Origin of the sequence: Mumia sp. Pv4-285, from assembly GCF_041320275.1 — a bacterium.
Taxonomy (GTDB): Bacteria; Actinomycetota; Actinomycetes; order Propionibacteriales; family Nocardioidaceae; genus Mumia; species Mumia qirimensis.
Genome location: NZ_CP162023.1, coordinates 1,411,385 through 1,434,820 on the forward strand (window position 1 = coordinate 1,411,385; position 23,436 = coordinate 1,434,820).

Genomic DNA, 23,436 nt, shown 5'->3' on the forward strand with positions numbered 1-23,436 from the left:
CGCGGAGCCTGTCAGCCCACCGGGCCGACGCCGAGCCGGCGCAACCGGTCGCGGAGGTGGTGCTGCTCGGCGACGTTGACGGTCGCCGCGATCGCCCGGCGGTAGGCGACCGCCGCCTCCTCCGGACGCCCGGCGCGCTCGAGGAGGTGCGCGCGTACGGCGTCGACGCGGGTGACGCGCGGATGGTCCGCCTCGAGCGCGTCCAGCTGCATCAGCGCAGCCTCGGGGCCGTGCACCATGCCGGCCGCGACGATCCGGTTCAAGGCGATCGCGGGGTTGCGTCCGTCGGTCGTGTGGTCGAGCACCGTGTAGAGCGCGTGGATCTCGTCCCAGTCCGTGGAGTCGGTGTCGGCAGCCTGGGCGTGCAGCCCCGCGATGCAGGCCTGGAGCAGGTACGGCCCCGGCTCGGCGCCAGGGACGACGGCATCGAGCACGGCCAGGCCCTCCGCGACCATCGCCTCCTCCCACCGGCGCCGATCCTGCTCGTCGAGGGGGATCAGCTGCCCGCGCGACCCGACGCGCGCCGGATGGCGTGCCTCGGTGAGGAGCATGAGCGCGAGGAGACCGGCGACCTCGGTCGACTCGGGCGCCGCCTGACGGAGCAGCCGCGCGAGGTGGATCGCCTCCAGCGCGAGGTCCGTGTTCTGCGCCGGCGCACCGCTCGTCGTGTGGTGCGCCTCGGTGAACATGACGTAGAGCACGTCGAGCACCGGGGCCAGCCGCTCGGCGACGTCCGCGGGTCGGTCGAGCGGCGCGCCGTGGTCGGCGAGCCGCCGCTTCGCCCGCGTGATGCGCTGCGCGATGGTCGCCTCCCGCAGCTGGTACGCGTTCGCGATCTGCTCGGTCGTGAGCCCGGCGACGGCCCGCAGCGTCAGCGCGACCTGCGCGGACCGGGACAGCGCGGGATGGCAGCAGAGCTGCAGCAGCAGCAGGGCATCGTCGCTCTGCACGCCCTCGTTGCTCAGCGGTTCCTCGAGCAGGGCGACGCGCCCCTCACGGACACGACGGCGCTGGTCGCTGCGGACCCGGTCGACGTAGCGCCGTCGGGCTGTCGTGGCCAACCACGCCTGCGGGTCGTCGGGGGGATCGGTCGGCCACCGGACGTACGCATCCAGGAGCGCCTCCTGGACGGCGTCCTCGCACAGGTCGAACTGGCTGCTGCCGTACGTGCGGAGCAGCCGGGCGAGGGTCTGCGGCGCCAGGTCGCGCCACAGGCCCTCGTCGACAGGCGAGGGACCGGTCACCCGTCCCCCAGGTCCGAGAACACGACGGGCCGGATCTCCACGGCGAGGCCGGGGATGGAGGCGTCGGGGATCATCTGCGCGAGCTCGATCGCCCGCGCCTCGTCCTCGACGTCGAGCAGGTAGAAGCCGCCCATGAACTCCTTCGCCTCGACGAAGGGGCCGTCGGTGACCTCGGGTCGCGCCCCGTTGCTGCGGACGACCTTCGACCGGCTCGGGTCTCCGAGCGCCTGGGTGGAGATGAACTCGCCGTTCTCCTTGGTCGTGGCCATGAAAGCTCCGTGCCCCTCGCCGATCTGCTGCTGCTGCTCGTCGGTAAGGTTCTCCAGGACGGCCGGGTCGATGTGCATCAGGATCAGGTACTTCATGGGGTCCTCCTCTGGACTGGCGCACCCCGGTCGGAGTGTCGTCAGGTGGTCGTCACCGTCGTCGCTGGCACGACACCACGCCAGAAAGAATCTTGGCCGGATTCCGGCGGCGCTGTCGATCCCCGTGATCCCGCGACGACCTAGGGGCATGAAGTCACCCAGGCTGAGCCTCGCGCTCCTTCTTCTTCCCACGGCCGTGGTCGCCGTGGACCTCAACGTCCTGTTCCTCGCCGTGCCCGAGCTCACCGCCGACCTCGGCGCCTCGGCGACGCAGCAGCTCTGGATCACCGACGTGTACGGCCTGGTGGTGGGCGTGCTCGCGATCGTGGCCGGTGCGGTCGGTGACCGGGTCGGCCGGCGCCGCCTCCTGCTGCTGGGCTGTGCGGGATTCCTCGCGGCCTCGTTGCTGGCCGCGTACGCAGCGACTCCTGAGATGCTGCTGCTCGCCCGCGTTCTCCAAGGAGTGGCCGGCGCCACGCTGATGCCGTCCACGCTGGCGCTGATCGGTGAGGTGTTCCCCGACGACGCAGCGCGTACGAAGGCCATCGCCACCTGGGCGACATGCCAGTTCGCGTTCGCGTCGCTCGGCCCCGTGGTGGGAGGCCTGCTCCTCCACTGGTTCTGGTGGGGCTCGGTGTTCCTGCTGGCCGTGCCGGTGTGTGGAGTCGTCCTCGTCCTCGGGCCAAGGCTGCTCCCGGCGTCACGGCCGGCCGAACGTGGGCCGCGGGTCGACCTGCTCAGCGCGGGCCTCCTCATGGCGGTGCTGCTCGCGCTCTTCACTGCGATCAAGGCGTGCATCCCCGGGTCACCCACCCCGTTGCCGATCGCCGTCGCGGCGGTGGCGATCGTACTCGTGGGCGGCATCGTGTTCGCCCGTCGCCAGCGGCGGCTCGCCGTACCGTTCCTCGATCTCGACCTGCTCCGTGAACCGGTGATCGTCGTGTCGGTCGCCAGCCTCACTCTCGCCGCCGTCGTGCTCGCCGGCACCGGGTTCTGGGTGACCCAGTACCTCCAGTCGGCCGCTGGTCTCTCACCCCTCGTCGCTGCGGTCGTCTTCATGCCGATGGGACTCGGGATCGGAGCCGGGACGTTCCTCGCACCGGTGCTCGGTCGGCGTTTCGATCCCGACCGGCTGATCCCCGCCGGCCTGGTGGTCTCGTCACTCGGCGCGCTCCTCCAGCTGACGGTCTCGGCGGGATCCGGGTACTGGCCGATGCTGGTGGCGATCGCGATCATCGCGTTCGGGTGCGGGCCCCTGTTCGCGTTCTCGACGCAGCGCATCCTCTCGGCTGCGCCGCCCGCGGCAGCCGGTCGGGCGGCCGCGCTCGCGGAGACCAGCAACCATGTCGGCTCGTCCCTCGGGTTCGCGGCCGTCGGCAGCCTCGCCACGACGGTGTTCGCGCTGTCGCGAGGCGAGACCGGCACCATGGCCGAGGCGCGAGCGGCGGCCCAGGGGCCACCGCAGGACCACGTCGCCCTCGAGGCCCTCGCCGTGGCGGCGACCGACGCCCTGCACGCCGTCGGGCTGTGCACCGCTGTCCTCCTGCTGGGGTGTGCCGTCCTCAACACCCGCCGTACGGCTCGTCGACCGAGCGGCGTCGAATCACCCCTGGGGTATGACGACACCGACCGCCATGTGACCGACGATCGAGGTGTCGGGACCGCCGCCGCGGTTCCACCCGACGAAGGAGGACGTGCATGAGACGCGCAGCAACACTGGTCGTGCCCTTGCTCCTCGCCGGGTCGCTCGGGGCCTGCGGCGACGGTGACGGTGACGACGAGCCGCCGGCCGTCTGCAGCTCGGTCGACACCTTGCAGGACTCGGTCGAGGAGCTGTCGGACATCGACGTCACCTCCCAAGGCAGCCTCGCCGAGCTCAAGGACGGGATCCCCGAGGTCGGCGACGCCCTCGCCGACGTGAAGGCCGAGGCGAAGTCCGAGTTCGCCACACCGCTGTCCGCGGCCGAGTCCAGCTGGGCCACCCTGCAGGCCGCCTTGGACGCAGCGGTCGCCAGCCCGACGGGCGCGACGTTGTCCGCGGCCGGGACGGCACTGTCCACCTTCGGGCAAGACGTGAAGACCCTCGTCAGCGACGTCGAGTCGACCTGCTGACGCCATACGGAAGAAGGACATCGCGATGATCAGGCTCATCAACGACATGCCCCCGGGAACCGTCGGCCTCGAGGCGGTCGGCAAGGTGACCGAGGAGGACTACCGCGACGTGCTCGTCCCCGCCGTCAACGCGGCGCTCGAACGGGGGGACGTCCGCCTCCTCTACGTGCTCGGCGAAGACTTCGGGTCGTACGCGCCGGGTGCGGTGTGGGCGGACACGAAGCTGTGGGCACGCCACATCAAGGGGTGGAAGCGGGTTGCGATCGTCTCCGACGCCGACTGGCTGGAGAACAGCGTCAAGGCCTTCGGCTGGATGATGCCGGGCGACATCAAGGTCTTCGAGACCGATGACGTCGACGACGCGAAGGAGTGGCTCGTCGGTCTCGACGACGACGATGACGACTGACGGTTGCGCTAGTCCACGATCCGCAGCTGTCGGTCGGTGTCGTTGAACCGACGTGGGCCGTTCGAAGTGACGGTGACGATGTCTTCGATCCGGACGCCGAAACGTCCTGACAGATAGATCCCGGGCTCGACCGAGAAGCACATGCCCGGAACCAGCGGTTGCTCCTCTCCCTCGACCATGTACGGCGGCTCGTGCGTCGTCACCCCGATCCCGTGACCGGTGCGGTGGATGAACTGCTCGCCGTACCCCGCGTCGGTGATGACCTTCCTGGCAGCACGGTCGATCTCCTGGCAGCTCACCCCGGGGCGTACGGAGTCGACGCCTGCCTGCTGAGCCAGCCGCACGATCTCGTGGACCTCCCGTGCTTCAGCGGTCGGCTCGCCGACCGACACGGTGCGGCTGGTGTCCGACCCGTAGCCGAACATGAGCCCGCCGAAGTCCAGCACCACCATGTCGCCCCGCTCGATCCTCCGGGCGCCAGCCTCGTGGTGGGGGTTGGCGCCGTTCGGGCCGGAGCCGACGACGGTGAAGTCGACCTGCTCGTGGCCCCGCTCGCGGAGCAACCGGGCGAGATCCGCGGCCACGTCGGTCTCCAGCCTGCCCGCGAACTGCACGTGGACGATCTCCTCGTACGTGGCGTCCGCTGCGGAACCGGCCGCTGCCAGCCGCGCGAGCTCGTTGTCGTCCTTGACCGCGCGCAGCATCGGAAGCACCTGGGTCATCGACCGGTAGCGCGAGTGCGGGAGGGCGTCCTGAAGGCCGAGGACGTGCATGGCCCAGGCGGAGTCGGACACGGCGTACGTCCCGTCCGCGTCGATCAGCACTCGCGCGGAGGCGTAAGGGTCTGTGGCGTCGGCCCAGTCCATGAGCGTGAGACCGCCGGCGCCCTCGGCTGCCTCGGCGTCGGGTCGCTCGAGCCGCGGTACGAGGAGGGTGGGGGAGCGGTCGGCGGAGAGGACGAGCGCGGTGAGGCGTTCGGTGATCGCGGTGGGCTGGTAGCCGGTCAGCCACACGAGGTCGGGTCCGGGTGTGACGATCAAGCCGTCCAGTCCGGCGTCCTGGGCGTCCGCGGCGACGCGTCTCATCCGCGCGACGTAGTCGTCGGTGGTGAACGCGGCTGGGCCGGCAGGTGTTGTCTCGGTCATCGTCTCCGCACCGTCTCTCGTCGTCACTGCAGCGCGGCGGTCAGTCGCATGACGTTGTCGATGTACGCCGACCGCCGCGGTCTGCTCAGCCACTCGTCGAGGGTCAGCTCATGACAGACGGCGCGGTAGCTGTCCTCGACCGTACGCATCTGGGCGACGGCCTCGGGCCCCAGCAGCATGAGCGACACCTCGTAGTTGAGCGCGAACGACCGCATGTCCATGTTGCTGGACCCGAGCACGGCGACGTCCTCGTCGACGGTGAAGAACTTCGAGTGGAGGATGGCGGGCGCCGGGTAGAAGTAGATGCGCACCCCGGCCCGCAGGAGCGCCTCGTAGTAGGACCGTTGGGCGTGGAACACCATGAACTGGTCGCCGGCCTCGCTGACGAAGAGCTCGACGTCGACGCCGCGCTGGGCGGCGGTCGTCACGGCGTACAGCAGCGACTCGTCGGGGACGAAGTACGGGCTGGTGATCGACAGCCGCTTCTGCGCCGAGTAGATGAGCGTCGTGAAGGCCCGCAGGTTGTTCTCCGTCGCGAATCCCGGCCCGCTCGGGATCACCTGCGCCTCGATCTCACCGCGGCTCGGCGGCGGGGAGGCGATCTCGTCGATCAGCCGGATGTCGGACTCGGCGTACCAGTCGGTCGCGAAGAGGAGGTTCAGCGCGCTGACCGCAGGGCCTTCGACCCGGGCCATGAGCTCGACCCACTCGCGGCCGGCCTTGTGGTTCTTGGGCTTGTTGTAGCCGGGCTCGATGAGGTTCTGAGAGCCGGTGAACGCGACTGTGCCGTCGACGACCATGATCTTGCGGTGGTTGCGCAGGTCGGGGCGGCGCCAGTGGCCCTTCAGCGGTTGGATCGGCAGCATCATGTGCCACTCGATCCCGGTGGTGTCGAGGCGCTCCTTGAACTCCTTGAAGCCGGGGATGCCCCGCGATCCCAGGTGGTCGAAGAGCATGCGCACGGTGACTCCGCGGTCGGCCGCGCGCACGAGCGCGTCGAACACCGGGGACGTCACGTCGTCCCAGGCGCTGATGTAGAACTCCACGTGCACGAACGATCTGGCCGTGTCGATTTCCGCTGCCATCGCCGCGATGCTGTCGGCGTACCCGGGAAGCAGGTCGACCTTGTTGCCGGGCGACACCGGCTTGGCGCCGAGCGTGCGGTTGAGCGTCGCGACCGACGCGACGTACTCCGGGCCCGGGAAAGCCGTCTCGAGGGTGGGGACGTTGGCCGTCTGCTCGGCGACCATGGCGTTGATCGCCGCCTGCTCCTCGTGCCGCCGTCGTTCGAGCTTCGTCCGCCCGAGCACGAGGAAGACCACGAAGCCGAACAGCGGAATGATCAGGATCAGCAGCAGCCAAGCCATGCCGCTCGACGGTCGCCGGTTCTTGGGTACGACCCCGAGCGCGATCACCTTGATCGCCAGGTCGACCACGTACAACGCCGCTGCAATCCACGCCACCATGAGCCAACTGTGGTGCAGGCGGGGAGCCGCCGTCGTCACTCGGCGGGGGTGAAAAGCCGACGGAGACAACGGCGTCGCACCCCTGGATTCGGCCGGCGAGGTGGCGTCCGGTAGTGTCGTGCCTACCGACGCGGGGTGGAGCAGCTCGGTAGCTCGCTGGGCTCATAACCCAGAGGTCACAGGTTCAAATCCTGTCCCCGCTACAAGACATCAGGCCCGGGATCCCAGCGGATCCCGGGCCTGATTGCTTTCTGTCGCCGGTCACTGATCGGATCGGTCCGCGACGATCGGGTGCGAGCAGGCAGGGGGCGTGCAGGCTTGAGCGCGAAGGAGGGGCCGTGATCGCAGCTCTCAACCAGCTCGTCGACGCCGTCGACGTGAACCTCGCCGAGGAGATCGACGTCGAGCAGGTGGCAAGCCGCCTCGGGACGACCGAGTACCACCTGCGTCGGATGTTCTCGTCGCTGGCCGGCATGCCGTTGTCCGAGTACGTCCGTCGGCGCCGCATGACGGTCGCTGCCGCGGACGTCGTCACGGGCGACGGTCTGCTGGACATCGCGGTGCGCTACGGATACGGCTCGACCGAGGCGTTCGGTCGCGCGTTCCGGGCGGTGCACGGAGCCAGTCCTGGCGACGTACGCCGCGAGGGAGGACCCCTTCGTACTCAACCGCTGCTCAGGTTTCGCCTGACCGTAGAAGGGAGCACACCGATGGACACCCGCATCGTCGAACGACCGGAGTTCCGACTCGTCGGACATGCAGCACGCGTGCCGCTGATCCACGAGGGCGTCAACCCGCACATCCAGGAGCACGTCGCGTCGCTCCCCGAGGCCGAGCACCTGCGACTCAAGGGCTTGAGCGACACGGAGCCGGCAGGTCTTCTCCAGGTCAGTGCCGACGTCGACCCCGACTACGTCGAGGACAGCGAGCTGACCTACCTGCACGGCGTCGCGCTCAGCCAGGACACCTCGGTGCCCGGCGACCTCGACGCCATCGAGGTCCCCGCCGGCGCATGGGCGGTGTTCCGTTCGTCCGGCCCCCACCCGGACGCCTTGCAGGCGACGTGGGCCGCGACCGCCACCGAGTGGTTCCCGTCGAACCCGTGGCGGTTGCGTCCCGGGCCTTCGATCGTGGCAGTTCTCGACCGCGCCGCCGACTTCAGCACGGCGACGTGCGAGCTGTGGCTGCCCGTGGAGCACGCACGGCCCTGAGCGTGGCTGGTTTGCGGTTTCGGCAACGCCGTTTGTGGCGCGGGCCGAGCACCGGCAGGCTGTGGACGTGGACACGAACGAGTCGTACGAAGAGCCCTCCGCCGACAACGCCGCTTCCGACGAGCCCCTCACCGAGGAGGAGGCGGCGATGTTCGAGCCGTCGAGCTGGGACGAGCGCTACTCCGGCGAAGAGACGATCTGGAGCGGGAAGCCGAACGCGCAGCTGGTGAACGAGGCGTCGGCGCTGGCTCCGGGCACCGCCCTGGACGTCGGCTGCGGCGAGGGCGGTGACGTGATCTGGCTCGCCGGCCAGGGGTGGAGGGCCACGGGAGCCGACTTCTCGGCGAACGGCCTCGCCCGTGCCGCGCGGCACGCCGAGGAAGCCGGTGTCGCGGACCGCACCGACTGGTGGCAGGTCGACGCCCGCACGTTCTCTGCGGAGGGACGCGAGTTCGACCTCGTGAGCAGTCACTTCCTGCACCCGCCGGACCACGGGATGATCGAGGTCACCGCCAGGCTGGCGGAGGCGGTCGCTCCTGGTGGGCACCTGCTCGTCGTGGGCCATGCCCCCTCGGAGACGTTCAACCACCTGACCGCGAACCAGCGCCGGGCGATGTTCCTCGCCGCAGACCTGCTCCCGGGCCTCCCGGAGGACTTCGAGGTCCTCGTCGTCGAGCAGCGGCCCCGCACGATGGTCCGCGACGGGGTCGAGGTCGCCGTCCACGACTCCACGCTGCTCGCGCGCCGTACGCCCGTCGCCGCATGAGCGGACACCTTGCGCTCGTCGGGTGCTATACGAGCGACGGCGCCCCCGGTCTGCAGTCCGTCCGGGTGCACCGCCACGGAGACGTCGAGCCGCTGAGCGCGCTGGAGATGGAGTCGCCGTCGTGCGTCGTCTGGCACCCGACCCTGCCCGTCGCGTACGCGACCAACGAGACCGCTGCCGGCGGCGTCACGGCAGTAGCCGTCGACGGGGCCGGAGGGATGCGCGTCCTCGGTACGGCGTCGACCGGCGGCAGCCCGTGCCACGCCACGGTCACCGCTGACGGCCGCTGGCTGCTCACCGCCGACTACACGGGCAGCACCGTCACGCTCGTCGAGCTGGACCCCGATGGCCGCCCACGTGCGACCGTCGACTCCGCGCACCTGGTCGGGAGCGGGCCTGACGCCGAGCGGCAGGAGCAGTCGCACCCCCACATGGTCGCCACGGACGTCGTGGGGGAAATGCTGGTCTGCGTCGATCTGGGGACCGACCTGCTGACGTCGCTCGCGATCTCGGACCGAGGGCAGCTCACTCAGGAGCGGACGTGGCGGCTGCCCCCGGGGACCGGACCGCGCCAGATCGTCACGCACCCCGACGGTGGCACCGCGCTCGTCGTCGGCGAGCTCAGCGGCACCCTGCTGCACGTCCGTCTCGGTGACTCCGACGACGCCGAGGTGCTGGCCGAGGCCCCGACCACGTCGGGCGACGAGCGGTCGCTGCCCGCCCAGCTGACGGCGTACGGAGACCACGTCCTCGTCTCCAACCGCGGTCCGGACACCGTCGCCGTCCTCGACGTCCGGTCGTCGTCGCTCGCGCACGTCGCCGAGCTCCCGACGGGAGGCCGGTGGCCCCGCCACTTCGCCGTCGTGGACGGGCTCCTTCTCGTCGCCAACGAGGACTCGTCCACGATCGAGACGCTCGAGCTCGACGCCGGTGGTTCCGGCGGTCGGCTGACCAGCAGCTTCACGACCGCCAAGCCGACCTGGGTGGCGGTGCGCGGCTGACGGCGAGAGGGTGTGACGCATGGGAATCCTGCGCGGACGACGCGATGACGGAGACGTACGACGGTTCCGCATGAGGGAGAAGCTCGCCTCGATCGGAGACGACTTCTGGATCGAGGACGAGGACGGCGACCGCGCCTTCAAGGTGAACGGCAAGGCGGTCCGGGTGCGCGACACCTTCGTGCTCGAGGACCTGACCGGCCGGGAGGTCGCGAAGATCCAGGAGCGGAAGCTCAGCGTGCGCGACAAGGTCGCCGTCGAGCGTGATGATCAGACGCTCGCGACGGTGCACAAGGCACTGGTCGGCATCCGGGACCGCTTCGCCATCGACGTCGAGGGCGGCCCCGACCTCAAGGCGCACGGCAACGTGGTCGACCACGAGTACGAGATCGAGCGCGACGGCGACACGGTCGCGCGGATCTCGAAGAAGTGGTTCCGTGTCCGCGACACCTACGGCGTCGAGATCGAGGCCGGCGAGGACGAGGCCCTCCTGCTCGCCACGGTCGTGGCCATCGACTCGCTGACCGACTGAGCGACCCGCACCTCACACCACCGGAGTGATGCGCACAGCCGCGACTTGAGGTGCCATCGGAGGATGAGCACCCTCACATTCGCGTCGGTCGACGACCGCGCGGCGGGCGGAAAAGCCTTGCGTCAGCGCATCCCACGGTCCTCGCAGGGCGGGTGGCGGCCCCTCCCGGACCGCCGCGATCCCGTCGAGGTCCTGGAGGAGCAGGCGGCCGACCGGGTGCCGGAGCTGGTCCCGATCCGGTATGGCCGCATGCTCGGGTCGCCGTTCGCGTTCTTCCGGGGCGCCGCCGCGCTGATGGCACAGGACCTGGCGGCGACTCCGCACAGCGGGCTCGTCGTCCAGCTGTGCGGCGACGCGCACCTGTCCAACTTCGGGAGCTTCGCGGCCCCCGACCGTCGGCTCGTCTTCAGCATCAACGACTTCGACGAGACGCTGCCCGGTCCGTTCGAGTGGGACGTGAAGCGGCTCGCGGCGAGCTTCGCGGTCGCCGGGCGCGACCGCGGGTTCTCTGCCAAGCAGCGCGGAGCCATCATCGTGTCCGCTGTGAGTGCCTACCGGACGACGATGCGCGAGCTGGCAGGCAAGCGTCGCCTCGACGTCTGGTACGCCCGCGCGAACATCGACAAGATCGAGGAGGAGGCGGCGAGCCGGATCGCTCCGGACGAGGTGAAGCGGATGCGGCGCAACATCGCGAAGGCGCGAGCCAAGGACAGCGTGAGGGCGTACAGCAAGATGGTCGAGGTCGTCGACGGGCACCCGCGGCTCGCGAGCAGGCCCCCGCTCGTCGTCCCCCTGCGTGACCTGTTCCCCGACATCGAGCAGCACCGTCTCGAGGCCGCGGTCGACGCGATCCTGCGGTCGTACCGTCGGAGCCTCCAGTCCGCGCACCGGCACCTGCTCGGCGGCTTCCGGTTCGTCGAGACAGCGCGCAAGGTGGGCGGTGTCGGCAGCGTCGGCACGCGAGCGTGGATCGTGCTCATGGTCGGGAACGACCTGTTCGACCCGCTCTTCCTCCAGCTCAAGGAGGCGCAGCCGTCGGTGCTCGAGCGGCACCTGCCACGCAGCGCTGCTCGCAACCACGGCCAGCGCGTGGTCGAGGGCCAGCGGCTGATGCAGCCGGCGAGCGACGTGCTGCTCGGCTGGGTCCGGTCGAACGGGATGGACGGGGCGACGCGGGACTACTACGTGCGGCAGCTCTGGGACGGCAAGGGTTCGGCGATGGTCGACGTGATGTCGGCCGGGTCGATGGTGGCGTACGCCGAGATCTGCGGGGCGACGTTGGCCAGGGCTCATGCGCGCTCCGGCGACGCGGCCGAGATCGGGGGCTACCTCGGCAGTGGGGACAAGTTCGACCGCGCTCTGGCCGACTTCGCCGAGGCGTACGCCGACCAGAACGAGCATGACCATGCCGCACTGAGGGCCGCGGTCGACGCGGGGCGGGTCGCCGCCGCTCTCGCGTGACTCACGCCCTCACGGCGACCAGCCAGGCGAGATACACCGCGTACGCGGCGACGAACGCGCCGCCTTCCCAGCGCGTGATGCGGCGCCCGCTGAGGAACACCGGCACGCACGCGACGGCCACCGCCGCCATCAGAACCAGGTCGGCCGCCAGGACCTCTTCGGGTACGGGCACATCACCGGGGGCGGCGATCGCGACGACTCCGAGGATGAACACCAGGTTGTAGACGCTCGACCCGATGAGGTTCCCGAGGGCGAGCTCGCGATCACCGCGGAGGGTGGATAGCAGCGTGGTCACGAGCTCCGGGGCCGACGTGCCGATCGCGACCACGGTCAGTCCGATCACGGCGTCGCTCACCCCGAGCGAGGACGCGGCATCGACCGCACCGCGGACGAGGAGCTCGGCGCCGACCACGATGATCACCAGTCCGGCGAGGAGCCCGAGCACGTCGCGCAGCAGGGAGCCGGACGTCGTCACCGGGGGTGCGGCGACCGCATCGTCCTTGGCGTCAGCCCGCCCCGCTCGGAGGACTCCATACGTGTAGGCGACGCCGAGGACGAGCAGGACCACGCCCTCGAACGACGTGAGCGTGCCGTCGCGTCCCATCACGAACACGAGCAGTGCGGCGGCCGTCATCGACGGGAGGTCGAAGCGCAGGGTCCGCGAGGCGAGCCCGATCGGGCGGATCGCCGCGCTCAGCCCGAGGATGAGGAGGAGATTGACGAGGTTGGTGCCGACGATGTTGCCGACGGCGAGTCCGGCGCTGTCACGCCGGGCCGCGTCGATGCCGATCGCCAGCTCGGGCATGCTCGTGCCGAGTGCGACGACGGTGAGGCCGATCGTGATCGGTGCGATGCCCAGCCGTGCCGCGAGGCCGGAGCCCCCGCGTACGAGGAGCTCGGCGCCGACGACGAGGCCGACCAGGCCGAGCACCATCAGCAGCGCCGTGGACATGGGGACACTCTGGCAGGCCCCGGACCTCCCGGCCCGTGCGGTTCAGAAGCCCCGGTGAGGCGTGTCGTGCGTTCAGTGGGCGGTGCGACGCGGGACGAGATGCATGACGGCGACGACGATCGCTCCGACGACGAGCCCGATGATCGCCGACGCGATCGTGTTGACGAGCCAACCGAGCACGGCACCAGCACCCGACACGGCGTCGTGGACGGCCTCCTCGAGGTGGTGGACGATGTCGTACGGCGCGTGCCAGCCGAGCTCCTCGGCTCCCACGAGCAGGATGTGGCCGCCGACCCACAGCATGGCGACGACCCCGACCGCGGAGAGGGTGGCGAGGACGACGGGCATGGCCTTGACGAGGCCGTTGCCCAACCCGCGAGACATCGACGACGTCCGCTGCGCGAGCGCCAGGCCGATGTCGTCCATCTTGACGATCAGCGCGACCACGCCGTACACGAGTGCGGTGATGCCGAGCGCGACGACGACGAGGATGATCGCGCGTGACACGAACGGCTCGTCGGCGACCTCGTTGAGGGCGATCACCATGATCTCGGCCGACAGGATGAAGTCGGTACGGATGGCTCCCGACACGACCGTCTGCTCCTGGTCGACGCCTTCGGCGGTCGACGGCTTCTCTGGGGCATGGTGGCCGGAGACCTTCTCCCACAGCTTCTCGGCGCCCTCGTAGCACAGGTAGGTGCCGCCCACCATGAGGATCGGAGTGAGGAGCCACGGGAGGAACTGGCTCAGCAGCAGCGCCGCCGGGAGGATGACGAGCAGCTTGTTGCGCAGGGATCCCTTGGCGATGCGTCCGATCACCGACAGCTCGCGCTTGGGCGACAAGCCCTGGACGTAGCGCGGCGTCACGGCCGCGTCGTCGACCACGACACCCGCCGCCTTGGCGCTCGCACGCCCGGCCGCAGCGCCGACGTCGTCGATCGACGCGGCGGCGAGTCGTGCGAGAGCGGCGACGTCGTCGAGCAGCGCCGCGAGCCCGACGCTCATGCGTGTGCTCCGAGCGGGGAGATGGCGATCACTGTCACGAGAGAAGGGTAGTTGTGTCACGGCCGTTCCCCGAGCCCGGCTCACCAGGTTCTCAGAACAGCAGGTCTTCGCTCACGCTCCTCGCCGCTCCGATCGCCTGACCCGCCGCTAGTGCGGGCCGGGTTTCCCGGAGGGCGCCACGACCAGCCACCGACCGCCGTTCTCGACGACGTCGTGGCACAGAACCTCGCCGCGACCCTCGTGCGCGTAGTAGTAGAGCGGGTGGCCGGCGTACGTGACCTGCAGCTCGCCGCCTCGCCGCCGGGTCGTCCCGAGAAGGTCGCCGCGAGCGCCGCGTGCGGCGCTCGGCGGAGCCTCGGTCAGCACCGGGGGCCATGCGGCGGCGCAGTCGCCGTAGCACCGCGGCCGTGTCGACGTCTCCTTCTCGAACAGGTAGACGGCCCGACCGCGCCGGTCGAAGAGCATCGGTCCGTAGTCGCTGTCGCGGACCGTGATCACCGTCGTCCTGCCGGTGGGCGTCGGCTGCGCCGTCACCGTCGGTGCGGCGGTCGATGGTGCGGCGGTCGCCGACGGTGCCTGGGTGGTCGGTGGGGACGCTGAGGCCGAGGAGCCTTCGTCGGCGCTCTCGGGTCCGCTCCCGCAGCCCGCGAGGAGGGCGAGCGTGGCTGCGAGCATGAGGAGCGGTCGTACGGTCACGGCGCCAGCCTAGGGCTGCGGTGGGCGCGCAGGGCGGCGGTCTGCGAGGTACTCAGCGGGCATGCCGGGCCCGGGCGCCACCTGGACGCCGTCGTGTCCGACGGCTCCGCAGCGCGCGCACGTCGTCTCGACCCCGACCGCGGCGCCGCAGTCGGCGTGGTGGAACAGGATCGGTGGTTCGCCGTCGGTCGCCCAGCGGTCGCCCCAGGAAGTGAGGGCCACGAGGGTCGGCGCCAGGTCGCGCCCCTTCGCGGTGAGCGCGTACGTGTGCTGGCGGGGCGAACCGTGGACCTCGCGGCGCTCCATGATGCCGGCGTCGACGAACGCCTCGAGGCGGCTCGCGAGGACGTTGGTCGCGATGCCCAGGTTGTGCTGGAAGTCGTTGAACCGGGTCACGCCGGCGAAGAGGGCGTCGCGCACGATCAGGAGGCTCCACCGTTCGCCGACGAGCTCGAGAGCGCGGGCGAGAGAGCAGATCTGGCTGTCGTAGGTCTTCTGGAGCACAGGATCATCGTACGCCAGGGCTTGCATCATGAAAGTTCTCGACCTAGAGTCGGAGGCGCAACCAAATGGTTGCGCAACTTCTCAAGGGAGAACCTCCATGACTTCCAGCCTCACCAAGACCTTCACGGTCGACGCCACACCGGCCGAGGCGTTCGCCGCCATCATCGACGTCCGCGCGTGGTGGTCCGGGAACGTCGTCGGCCCCACCGACACGCTCGGCGCAGACTTCGTCTACGTCGCGTCGGACCTCCACTACTCGAAGTTCCGGATCACCGAGCTCGTCCCCGACCGCAGCACGGCGTGGGTCGTGCTCGACAGCTACCTCAGCTTCATCGACGACAAGGAGGAGTGGACGGGGACGACTGTCCGGTTCGAGGTGCTCCAGGACGACGGCCGCACGCAGGTGCGCTTCACCCATGAGGGTCTCGCGCCTGCCGACGAGTGCTACGACGTCTGTGACACCGCGTGGGAGTCGTACGTCGTCGGAAGCCTTCGCGCGCTGATCGAGAAGGGGTCCGGCCGCCCGGGCTCGTTCGAGGGCCCGGAGGGGCTCGCCGCCGCACGGGCTGGGCGGGCGATGGTCTGACGGCGACGAGCGTGGCGTGCGCCGTACGATCCGGGGCATGCAACGCTCACCGTCTCGCACCTCGGGTCCGCTCGGCAGCCTTGCCGTCTTCATGGCATCTCGTGACGGGAACGACTCCTCGCTCCTCGAGATGGCGTACGAGGTCGGGGCCGAGATCGCCGAGCGCGACATCGAGCTCGTGTACGGCGGCGGCGGGAGCGGTCTGATGGGTGCGGTCTCGCGGGGTGCCCTCGACCATCGCGGACGGGTCTACGGCGTCATCCCGTCCTTCATGGTCGAGCGCGAGTGGGGTCGCGTCGAGGAGCCGGGCCTGCAGATGCACGTCGTCGAGACGATGCACGAGCGCAAGGCGATGATGACGGCGCGCGCCGACGCCTTCGTCGTCCTGCCCGGCGGCCTCGGCACGCTCGAGGAGATGTTCGAGGTGTGGACCTGGCAGACGCTCGGGCTCCACGCGAAGCCGCTCGGCCTCCTCAACACCGACGGCTTCTGGGACCCGCTCGTCGCGATGCTCGACCGTATCGCCGGGACCGGCTTCATGAGCCGTGAGCTCGTCGACGACCTCGTGGTCGACTCGGACCTTCCGGCGGTCCTCGACGGGCTCGCTGCCCGGCGATGAGTTCGGGCGGCGAGCCAGGTCTGCTGGTGCGTACCGGTTGACCCGATCGAGGAGCCCTCATGTGCAACGTCGTCGCCTACATGCTCGTATCGCTGGACGGGGTCGCCGAGGCGCCCGACCAGTTCGTCCACGACTTCGACGAGGTGATGTACGGCAATCTGGGACGCGTGATCGAGACCCAGGACACGGTGCTGCTCGGCCGTCGGTCGTACGACGAGTGGGCACCGTTCTGGCCCACGTCGACGCACGAGCCGTTCGCGAGCTTCATCAACGGGGTCGAGAAGCACGTGGTGACCTCGACACCGCTCGAGCCCGCCTGGTCCGGGGCAGTGGCGGTCGACCGTCCGGTCGACGAGCTCGTGCGCGAGCTCAAGCAGGGGAGCGGTGGCGACATCGGAGTCCACGGCAGCCTCACGCTGACCTCCTCCCTGCTGGCCGCTGACCTCGTGGACGAGCTGCGTCTCGTCGTCTCGCCGGTGGCGGTGGGCTCCGGACGCCGGCTGTGGGACGGCGAGCGCGACGCGCAGCGGTGGGAGCTCGTACGAGCAACGGGTACGCCGTCGGGCAGCGTGCTGGCGGACTACCGCCGGACCGGCGGCTGAGCCGTACGGACGTCGGCTACCTGATCTCCGGAAGCCGCTGCGCGGCGCCCAGGAGCACGCGGAAGGGGTCTCCCTTCGCTTCCAGGCGGTCGAGGACGGAGCGGATCGTCCAACGGTCCGGGCGGAGCTCGGGGTCGTCGAGCTCGTCCCACGTCAACGGCACCGACACCGGCGCCCCGAAGGCCGGGCGTGGTGAGTAGGGGGCGACGAGCGTCTTGTTGACGGCGTTCTGGGTGTAGTCGAGTCGTGCGAGTCCGGCACGCTCCTTGACCGCCCACTTCCAGCTGACCAGCTCCGGCACGAGCCGTCCGATGGTCTTCGAGAGCGTCTCCACCCATGCGCGCGTGTCGTCGAAGGTGTAGCCGCCGACGACCGGGACCCAGATCTGGATCCCTCGACGACCGGTGACCTTGGGCCGCGCCGTCACGCCGAGGTGCTCGAGCGCCGTACGGTGCAGCCGGGCGAGCATCAGGAGGTCGTCCCAGGACGTGCGGTCGCCGGGGTCGAGGTCGATCAGCGCATAGGTCGGCTTGTGCGGCGCGGCGACCCGCGAGGTCCAGGGGTGCCACTCCAGCGCGCCGAAGTTGGCCGCCCACACGAGCGCGGCCGGCTCGTCCGGCACGAGGTACGTCGTCGTCTCTCCCTCGTCGGCCTCGTCGTTGTCCCACGCGCCCAGCCAGTCGGGGGCGTGACCGGGGCGCTGCTTGTGCCAGAACCCCTTGGCCTCGGCACCGTCGGGGTAACGGTGCAGGTTGAGCGCCCTGCCCTCGACGTAGGGCAAGGCGACCGGCGCGATGCGTGCCGTGTAGGCGAGCAGCTCGCGCTTCGTCACGGGCGGATCACCGGGGAACAGGACCTTGTCCAGGTTCGTGACCTTCAGCTTCCGCCCGAAGACCTCCCACGTCCCCTGCTTGCCGAGCGCCATGAGGGCGTCGATCGCCTCGTCCTGCAGCGGTGCGGGGAGCAGCGACACGCTCGCCTCCGCGGCCGGGAGGTCGGAACGCCACAGGAAGTGCGGGTCGGCCTTCACCTCGTCGTTCGTCCGGCCGCTGAGCACCGACCGCGGATGGTCCTCCGGGTCCCATCCGGCCACGGCGTGGTCGTCGCGCTTGTGCAGGAGCATCCACGCGTTCTCGCCGTCGTCACCGTCACGGCGTACCAGCACGAGACGGCCACGCAGCTTCTCGCCGTGGACCTCGGCGTGCAGCTCGCCCGCCTCGACCGCCGCGCGCGGGTCGTCGGACTTCACCGGCTCCCAGGTGCCGGTGTCCCACACGATGACGTCGCCGCCGCCGTACTCGCCCGAGGGGATGACGCCTTCGAAGTACAGGTACTCGATCGGGTGGTCCTCCACGTGCATGGCCAGCCGACGGGCGCCAGGGTCGAGCGTCGGCCCCTTCGGTACGGCCCAGCTGACGAGCACGCCGTCGATCTCGAACCGCACGTCGTAGTGCAGCCGGCTCGCGCGATGGCGCTGGACCACGAACCTGCCGGCGCCTCCCGACGGCGTCGGGTCGCCCGACGGCTCCGGCGTTCGGGTGAAGTCGCGCTTGCGGCGGTAGAGCTCCAGCGGATCGCCCATGCTGCCCTGTTCAGCGCGTCGGTGGGTTGTTGCGTCGCTCCTCCACAACCGTCGAACGCTGGCGCTGCTGGTTCACGACCAGGGAGATCACGATGGCGAGGACTCCCACGGCCAGCAGGATCCACCCCAGCGTGCCGGTGTCGACGGCGGACGTGTCGATGTTGATCACGTCGAGTGCGAAGACAAGCCCGAGGACGATCAGAACGATGCCGAGGCCGATGGCCATGGATGCCACTCCTTCGTGGATAGGGTGCGGAACACCACAAGAAGTACCCGCGTCGAGCCGCCTCAAACCGCTCAGCCGGCGAGGAGGTCGTCGATTCGCTCCGGCTGTGCGGCGGCCGGCAGCGCGGCGATCGCACCGACGAGCGCTCCCGCACACATGTCGCGCACCTCGGCGAGCGGCACCTCCGGAGCGGTCGTCGCCCACTCGTGGCCGACCGTGCGAAGGTGCAGCAGCCAACCTCGCACTGCCAGGGTGAGCAGCGGATGGGGCTCGGCGCCGGGGACGAGGACCACGAGGATGCGCTCCTCGTGAAGGCGCGTGGACCGCTCGAGGATGGCCTCGATCTCGGGGTCGCCGCTGGCGGCGCCGCGATGGATGGTGCTGACGCCCAGGCGGTTCGCGGCGCAGTGCCCGAGATAGCTGTCGATGCCGGCCAGCAGCTGCTGCCGCGGGCCGAGGTCCGGGTCCGGCGTCGTCGCCTCGGCGAGCTGCTCCGCGGCATGGTCGAGGAGGGCGGCGAAGAACGCACGCTTCGTCGGGAAGTAGTGGTACAGCAGCCCGCGCGAGACTGAGGCCATCTCTGCGACACGCTCGATGTGGACGTCCTCGTAGGGCTGCGTCGCGAACAGTCGCGCCCCGTGGGCCAGCAGCTGCTCGCGACGTTGCTCGGGGGAGAGGCGGGTGCGCGTAGCCACGGCTGGAGACTACTTGACATGGGTTCAGTAGCGCGACAGTCTTTGTTGAACCGACGTGCAACAAGGAGTTACCGATGCGCAACGCCTGGTCCGGCCACACGTTCCCGCACCCGCCGGGCCGTCGACGCTGGATGAAGGACGCCCACAGCATGGATCCCGAGCGCCCGGTCCAGCACATCCTCGAGCACCATCGCGACCTGGGGCCGATCTTCGAGATCGTCGTCTTCGGTCAGAAGTTCGTCTTCGTCACCGACGCCGAGCTGGCCGCCGAGCTCAACGACGAGAAGCGGTTCGTCAAGGCGAACTCGCCCGCGCTGGAGGGCCTGCGGGGCATCGCCGGCGACGGCCTGTTCACCGCGCACAACGACGAGCCCAACTGGCAGCTCGCGCACGACCTGCTCGTGCCGGCCTTCACCAAGCAGGCCATGCAGCGCTACCACCCGGTGATGGCCGAGACGCTCGACGAGCTCTTCACCGTGTGGGACGCCGGTGACGGGCGGGTCGACGTCGGTGCCGACATGACGCGGCTGACGCTCGAGACGATCGGACGTACGGGGTTCAGCCAGGCGTTCGGCTCCTTCACCACCGACGAGATCCATCCGTTCGTCGCGGGCATGGTCACTGCTCTCACGCTCGGGCGCCGCAAGGGCGTCATCGGAGCGCTGCCGGGCGCGGGGTTCCTCGAGCGCCGACTCGATCGCAGGCACGCCGACCAGCTCGACTACGTGCGCGGGTTCCTCGACGACATCGTCCGCTCGCGGCGTACGGCGGCCACGACAGGTGGCGACGACCTCCTCGGCATCATGCTCGACCAGGCCCACCCCGTGACCGGCGAGCGGCTCAGCGACGAGAACATCCGCTACCAGATCCTGACGTTCCTGGTGGCCGGCCACGAGACGACCTCGGGCGCGCTGTCGTTCGCGTTCTACTACCTCGCGCGCCACCCTGACGTGCTGGCGAAGGCTCAGGCCGAGGCCGACGCGATCCTGGGCGACGACCCCGACGCGACGCCGTCGTACGAGCAGGTCCCGAGGTTCCGCTACCTCCGCAAGGTGCTCGACGAGTCGCTCCGGCTGTGGCCTACGGCGCCGGGGTACGCCCGCAGCCCGCGCGAGACGACCACGCTCGGCGGGCGGTGGACGATGACGCCCGACGACTGGGCCCTCGTGCTCCTCCCGCTGGTCCAGCGCGACCGCGCGGTGTGGGGGGAGGACGCCGACTGCTTCGATCCCGAGCGCCCCAAGCCACGCCTGGCCTCGACGGCGAAGCCTTTCGGCACCGGCGAGCGCGCCTGCATCGGACGCCAGTTCGCCGTGCACGAGGCGACGATGGCGCTCGCCCGGATCCTGCACCGCTACGACGTCGCCGGCGACCCGTCGTACGCGCTGACGATCAACGAGCGGCTCACGCTGATGCCCGAGGACTTCCATCTGACGCTGACGCGACGTACGCCGGGTGCCGCCGCGACGGCACCCCGCACGCCCGTTGCCGAGCCTGCGGCTGCCGAGACCTGCCCGTACACCGGCTCGACACCGGGATAGGTCGACGGGCCGACGTCACTGCGCGTGCCGCACGCGGGACAGGTCCTTCGACACGTCCTGCAGCTCGGCGTTCGTCGCTGACGGGTCGAGGATCGTCTCCTCCGCCTCGAACATCAGCGGGAGGAAGCCGACCGAACCCTGGCCTCCACCGAGCGGGACCGTCGCGTTCCAAGGGACTGCACCGCTCGCGAGCTCGAACCAGGCGAGGAGCAGGTCGGCACGCGCGCGGTCGCGCCGGTCGCCGCCCGTCGGCTGCAGGACCGCGTGGGCCTCGCTGGCCGTGAGCGCGGACGTGTCCTCGGAGAACACGCTCGACACCGCGTCGACGATCTCGAGGTAGCCCGCCCCGTACGCCGGGTCGATGTGCGGCTTGCCCTTGCCGCTGTACTGGTGTTTCCACCAGCCGGGACCCTGGGTCGACGTCGCGTCCCCCGTCACGATGATGCCGACCTCGTCGGTCGCGGTGCCGCCGTCGTCGTCGGCGAGGGCCAGGGCGAGATCCACGACGCCCGGGACGTCGGCGGTGACGCCCACGTCGTCGCTGGCGAAGAACGGGAAGGTGCCCAGGGGGGTCGGTGTCGGTGGCTCGTCAGGCTCGGGCGCCGCGCCGTCGTTGAAGAACGTCGTGATGCTCGGCACCGTTCCGTCGTCCCACGTGAAGGTCAGATCGTCGGAGCCGGGGTCACTGCCGTCGGCCTCCACCGTCGCGGTCTCACCGATCCGGGAGACAACGTAGGAACCGCCTGGGAACGCTACCGCGTCGCCGTCGTCGATCACGACGCTCGGGTCGAGGTTGTCGACCACCACGGGGAACGTCGCCGTGTCCACGCCGCCGTCGTCGTCGGTCACCGACACCGTGGCGGTGTAGGTGCCGTTGTCGCCGTACGGGAAGCTCGCGGTGAGCGTCGCGCTGTGCGGCACACCCGGCCCGCCCTCGTCGTCGACCGTGATCGTCGCGGGCTGCGGGCCACCCGTGCCCGTCCCGAAGTCGACGGTCGCGGTGTGCGTGTCCGGCCACCCGGGATCGGTGAAGGTCGCCTCGACCGAGAGCGTGCCGCCCTCGTCGAGCGCGGTGACCTGTGCTGGGTCGAGGGTGAGCGTCGGTGCGACGTTCGTGACGTCACGGGTGAAGGTCACGGCCCCGGTCTCGCCCTTGTCGTCGGTGGCGGTGATCGTCACCGGCGCGGAGTCCGGACCGTCCGAGGTCTGCTCGCTCCAGGCCCAGGTGCCGGCGCCCATGACCACGGTGCCGCGCGAGGCCGTCAGGCTCGTCACCGTTCCGTCGGGATCGGCGAAGGTTCCTGTATTCGTGGCGATCGCGCCCTCGGCCGCCGTCACGATGGCTGCATCGGCGGACACGGTCGGCGGATCGTTGGGAGCACGGAGCGCGGCCAGGAGGTCGATCCGCGGTGTGGTCGCCGTGGTCGTGCCAGCCGCGTTCGTCGCATAGGTGATCGGCACACCCGTGGTCCGCAGGTCGTTCATGAGATCGGCGACCGGGCGGGTCGGGTAGGCGTCGCGCAGGACGGCCAACGCACCCGCGACGTGAGGGGCGGCCATCGAGGTCCCGGACTTGCTCCCGTACGTGTCGTCGGGCTCGGACGAGATGATCCCGCTGCCCGGAGCGAAGACGTCGAGGAGGCCTCCGCGGTTGCTGAAGCCGGACACGGCGTCGGCGTCGGTCGTCGATCCGACCGTGAACGCCGTGGAGATGCAGCCCGGAGCTCCCGTTGCGTTCAGGTGGCTGTCGTTGCCGGCGGAGATCACCGTCGCGACCCCGGCCGCGAGGAGACCGTCGATCGCCGCCTTGCGGGTGTCGCCGTCGCAGGCCGCCCCGTTGTTGCCGCCGCCGAGACTCATGTTGGCGGAGACGACGTTCCAGCCGGGGTTCGCAGCGTCCAGGGCGATGAGCTGGTTGAGAGCGTTGATCTGGTCGCTCGGATAGGTCAGCACGCACGGCGTGGGGTCACCGACGCCGTCGGGGTCGCAGTCGGCGGTGTCGTTGAAGCGGGTGAACACCTGCATCGCGACGATCTGGGCTCCGGGAGCAACCCCGTCGCCGGGCGCGTTGGCGCTGTCGGTCGCCGCGCTTCCGGCGGCGATGCCGGCGACGTGGCTGCCGTGGTCGCAGATGTTCGCCATCGCGGCGTTGAGGCACGCAGCGAGCCCGTCGACGTCCGCGTCGGTGTCGGTCGTGGTGCCGTCGGGGCACAGGCTGTCCTCGTCGGACGCTGCAGGCGTCGACGAGCAGAACTCCGAGACGATGCGCGCCCCGGCGGCGCCGTAGAACGGGTGGTCGTCATCGATGCCGGTGTCGAGCACGGCGACGGTCGAGCCGGACCCGTCGAACCCCAGGTCGTGGACGTCGTCGCCGTTGATCACCGGCAGGGAGGAGGCGAGCGACGGACGCTCGGGGACGTCTCCCATCACCGCGACGACGTCGGGGTGGTTCTCGAGGGCGGGCAGGTCGGTCGAGTCCACGGTCAGCACCGCGACGGGGAGGCGGCTCATCGCCCGGACCCGGTCGGCACCCGTGTCCGCCTCGACGGCGGCGAGATCGCTGCGCTGCTCGAGCTCGACGATGACCCGGACGGTCTGACCGTCCGGCTCGGCGGCGGCGGTGCCCGGGCCGAGAGCGACCAGCGCCCCCGCTGCCAGCACCGCGGCCGATGCCGCTGCCCACACTGTCCGTGACGTGCCCATGATCTTCCCCCCGGTCGAT

24 protein-coding genes and 1 tRNA gene are annotated in these 23,436 nt (G+C 70.4%); 13 read left to right on the forward strand and 12 right to left on the reverse strand.

Going from position 1 to position 23,436, the window contains the following annotated elements:
- Positions 1 to 11 precede the first annotated feature (11 nt).
- Both AB3M34_RS06740 and AB3M34_RS06745 read right to left on the reverse strand, forming a co-directional pair.
- Entirely contained in the window at positions 12 to 1,244 is a 1,233-nt protein-coding gene (locus AB3M34_RS06740) for an RNA polymerase sigma factor (protein WP_370618425.1), read from the reverse strand.
- Entirely contained in the window at positions 1,241 to 1,609 is a 369-nt protein-coding gene (locus tag AB3M34_RS06745) for a YciI family protein (RefSeq protein WP_370618426.1), read from the reverse strand. Before AB3M34_RS06745 ends, AB3M34_RS06740 begins: the two co-directional genes overlap by 4 nt.
- A gap of 148 nt (positions 1,610 to 1,757) precedes the next feature.
- On the opposite strand from AB3M34_RS06745, the gene AB3M34_RS06750 reads away from it, so the two are divergent.
- From AB3M34_RS06750 to AB3M34_RS06760, 3 genes are read left to right on the forward strand one after another with little or no spacing between them, the layout of a single operon-like run.
- A complete protein-coding gene (locus AB3M34_RS06750; RefSeq protein WP_370618428.1) occupies positions 1,758 to 3,311 on the forward strand; it encodes an MFS transporter in 1,554 nt (517 codons plus the stop codon).
- Complete coding sequence (locus tag AB3M34_RS06755) at positions 3,308 to 3,721, forward strand: hypothetical protein (protein WP_370618430.1); 414 nt, start codon at positions 3,308 to 3,310, stop codon at positions 3,719 to 3,721. Before AB3M34_RS06750 ends, AB3M34_RS06755 begins: the two co-directional genes overlap by 4 nt.
- 25 nt (positions 3,722 to 3,746) lie before the next feature.
- On the forward strand, positions 3,747 to 4,127 hold the full coding sequence (locus tag AB3M34_RS06760) for an STAS/SEC14 domain-containing protein (RefSeq protein ID WP_370618432.1): 381 nt from the start codon (positions 3,747 to 3,749) through the stop codon (positions 4,125 to 4,127).
- Positions 4,128 to 4,135: 8 nt separating this feature from the next.
- Here AB3M34_RS06760 and AB3M34_RS06765 read toward each other — a convergent pair whose 3' ends face one another.
- Positions 4,136 to 5,272: an aminopeptidase P family protein gene (locus AB3M34_RS06765; RefSeq protein ID WP_370618433.1), complete on the reverse strand. Its 1,137-nt coding sequence runs from the start codon at positions 5,270 to 5,272 to the stop codon at positions 4,136 to 4,138.
- A 23-nt stretch (positions 5,273 to 5,295) separates the two neighbouring features.
- Complete coding sequence (cls, locus tag AB3M34_RS06770) at positions 5,296 to 6,738, reverse strand: cardiolipin synthase (protein ID WP_370618435.1); 1,443 nt, start codon at positions 6,736 to 6,738, stop codon at positions 5,296 to 5,298.
- Between the two features lie 129 nt (positions 6,739 to 6,867).
- Here cls and AB3M34_RS06775 point away from each other — a divergent pair.
- From AB3M34_RS06775 to AB3M34_RS06800, 6 genes are all read left to right on the forward strand, one after another.
- A tRNA-Met gene (locus tag AB3M34_RS06775) sits at positions 6,868 to 6,941 on the forward strand.
- Positions 6,942 to 7,076: 135 nt separating this feature from the next.
- Positions 7,077 to 7,949 (forward strand): AraC family transcriptional regulator, encoded by an 873-nt coding sequence (locus tag AB3M34_RS06780; RefSeq protein WP_370618436.1) that lies wholly within the window; start codon positions 7,077 to 7,079, stop codon positions 7,947 to 7,949.
- Between the two features lie 67 nt (positions 7,950 to 8,016).
- Positions 8,017 to 8,715 carry a class I SAM-dependent methyltransferase gene (locus AB3M34_RS06785; RefSeq protein WP_370618438.1) on the forward strand — a complete coding sequence of 233 codons (699 nt, stop codon included), beginning with the start codon at positions 8,017 to 8,019 and terminating at the stop codon, positions 8,713 to 8,715.
- On the forward strand, positions 8,712 to 9,716 hold the full coding sequence (locus AB3M34_RS06790) for a lactonase family protein (protein ID WP_370618440.1): 1,005 nt from the start codon (positions 8,712 to 8,714) through the stop codon (positions 9,714 to 9,716). The genes AB3M34_RS06785 and AB3M34_RS06790 overlap by 4 nt, the downstream gene beginning before the upstream one ends.
- Before the next feature lie 70 nt (positions 9,717 to 9,786).
- Positions 9,787 to 10,245: an LURP-one-related/scramblase family protein gene (locus AB3M34_RS06795; RefSeq protein WP_370618442.1), complete on the forward strand. Its 459-nt coding sequence runs from the start codon at positions 9,787 to 9,789 to the stop codon at positions 10,243 to 10,245.
- 63 nt (positions 10,246 to 10,308) lie between these two features.
- The gene (locus AB3M34_RS06800) at positions 10,309 to 11,706 is read left to right on the forward strand and encodes a DUF2252 domain-containing protein (protein WP_370618444.1); all 1,398 of its coding nucleotides are present in this window, start codon (positions 10,309 to 10,311) and stop codon (positions 11,704 to 11,706) included.
- A gap of 1 nt (position 11,707) precedes the next feature.
- Here AB3M34_RS06800 and AB3M34_RS06805 read toward each other — a convergent pair whose 3' ends face one another.
- The 4 genes from AB3M34_RS06805 to AB3M34_RS06820 all read right to left on the reverse strand — a co-directional run bounded on the left by AB3M34_RS06805 (position 11,708) and on the right by AB3M34_RS06820 (position 14,863).
- Positions 11,708 to 12,658, reverse strand: coding sequence for a calcium/sodium antiporter (locus tag AB3M34_RS06805; RefSeq protein WP_370618446.1), 951 nt, complete (start codon positions 12,656 to 12,658; stop codon positions 11,708 to 11,710).
- A 72-nt stretch (positions 12,659 to 12,730) separates the two neighbouring features.
- Positions 12,731 to 13,663 carry a DUF808 domain-containing protein gene (locus AB3M34_RS06810; RefSeq protein ID WP_370618447.1) on the reverse strand — a complete coding sequence of 311 codons (933 nt, stop codon included), beginning with the start codon at positions 13,661 to 13,663 and terminating at the stop codon, positions 12,731 to 12,733.
- A 147-nt stretch (positions 13,664 to 13,810) separates the two neighbouring features.
- Complete coding sequence (locus AB3M34_RS06815; RefSeq protein ID WP_370618449.1) at positions 13,811 to 14,359, reverse strand: hypothetical protein; 549 nt, start codon at positions 14,357 to 14,359, stop codon at positions 13,811 to 13,813.
- Between the two features lie 9 nt (positions 14,360 to 14,368).
- Positions 14,369 to 14,863, reverse strand: a complete 495-nt coding sequence (locus tag AB3M34_RS06820; RefSeq protein ID WP_370618451.1) for a winged helix-turn-helix transcriptional regulator — start codon at positions 14,861 to 14,863, stop codon at positions 14,369 to 14,371.
- Between the two features lie 97 nt (positions 14,864 to 14,960).
- On the opposite strand from AB3M34_RS06820, the gene AB3M34_RS06825 reads away from it, so the two are divergent.
- Genes AB3M34_RS06825 through AB3M34_RS06835 form a run of 3 tightly spaced genes read left to right on the forward strand, consistent with a single transcriptional unit; the run spans position 14,961 to position 16,670 of the window.
- Positions 14,961 to 15,449 carry an SRPBCC family protein gene (locus tag AB3M34_RS06825; protein WP_370618452.1) on the forward strand — a complete coding sequence of 163 codons (489 nt, stop codon included), beginning with the start codon at positions 14,961 to 14,963 and terminating at the stop codon, positions 15,447 to 15,449.
- Between the two features lie 37 nt (positions 15,450 to 15,486).
- Complete coding sequence (locus AB3M34_RS06830) at positions 15,487 to 16,068, forward strand: TIGR00730 family Rossman fold protein (RefSeq protein ID WP_370618453.1); 582 nt, start codon at positions 15,487 to 15,489, stop codon at positions 16,066 to 16,068.
- A 59-nt stretch (positions 16,069 to 16,127) separates the two neighbouring features.
- Positions 16,128 to 16,670, forward strand: coding sequence for a dihydrofolate reductase family protein (locus AB3M34_RS06835; protein WP_370618455.1), 543 nt, complete (start codon positions 16,128 to 16,130; stop codon positions 16,668 to 16,670).
- Between the two features lie 16 nt (positions 16,671 to 16,686).
- On the opposite strand, the gene AB3M34_RS06840 is transcribed toward AB3M34_RS06835, so the two are convergent.
- The 3 genes from AB3M34_RS06840 to AB3M34_RS06850 all read right to left on the reverse strand — a co-directional run bounded on the left by AB3M34_RS06840 (position 16,687) and on the right by AB3M34_RS06850 (position 19,173).
- Positions 16,687 to 18,252, reverse strand: a complete 1,566-nt coding sequence (locus AB3M34_RS06840; RefSeq protein WP_370618456.1) for a DNA polymerase ligase N-terminal domain-containing protein — start codon at positions 18,250 to 18,252, stop codon at positions 16,687 to 16,689.
- Between the two features lie 10 nt (positions 18,253 to 18,262).
- Positions 18,263 to 18,478 carry a DUF6458 family protein gene (locus tag AB3M34_RS06845; protein ID WP_370618458.1) on the reverse strand — a complete coding sequence of 72 codons (216 nt, stop codon included), beginning with the start codon at positions 18,476 to 18,478 and terminating at the stop codon, positions 18,263 to 18,265.
- Between the two features lie 71 nt (positions 18,479 to 18,549).
- Positions 18,550 to 19,173 carry a TetR/AcrR family transcriptional regulator gene (locus AB3M34_RS06850; RefSeq protein ID WP_370618460.1) on the reverse strand — a complete coding sequence of 208 codons (624 nt, stop codon included), beginning with the start codon at positions 19,171 to 19,173 and terminating at the stop codon, positions 18,550 to 18,552.
- Between the two features lie 74 nt (positions 19,174 to 19,247).
- Here AB3M34_RS06850 and AB3M34_RS06855 point away from each other — a divergent pair, with 74 nt between their 5' ends.
- The gene (locus tag AB3M34_RS06855) at positions 19,248 to 20,714 is read left to right on the forward strand and encodes a cytochrome P450 (RefSeq protein ID WP_370618462.1); all 1,467 of its coding nucleotides are present in this window, start codon (positions 19,248 to 19,250) and stop codon (positions 20,712 to 20,714) included.
- A gap of 15 nt (positions 20,715 to 20,729) precedes the next feature.
- Here the strand turns inward: AB3M34_RS06855 and AB3M34_RS06860 are convergent, their stop codons facing one another.
- Positions 20,730 to 23,417, reverse strand: coding sequence for a S8 family peptidase (locus AB3M34_RS06860; RefSeq protein ID WP_370618464.1), 2,688 nt, complete (start codon positions 23,415 to 23,417; stop codon positions 20,730 to 20,732).
- Between the last annotated feature and the right edge of the window lie 19 nt (positions 23,418 to 23,436).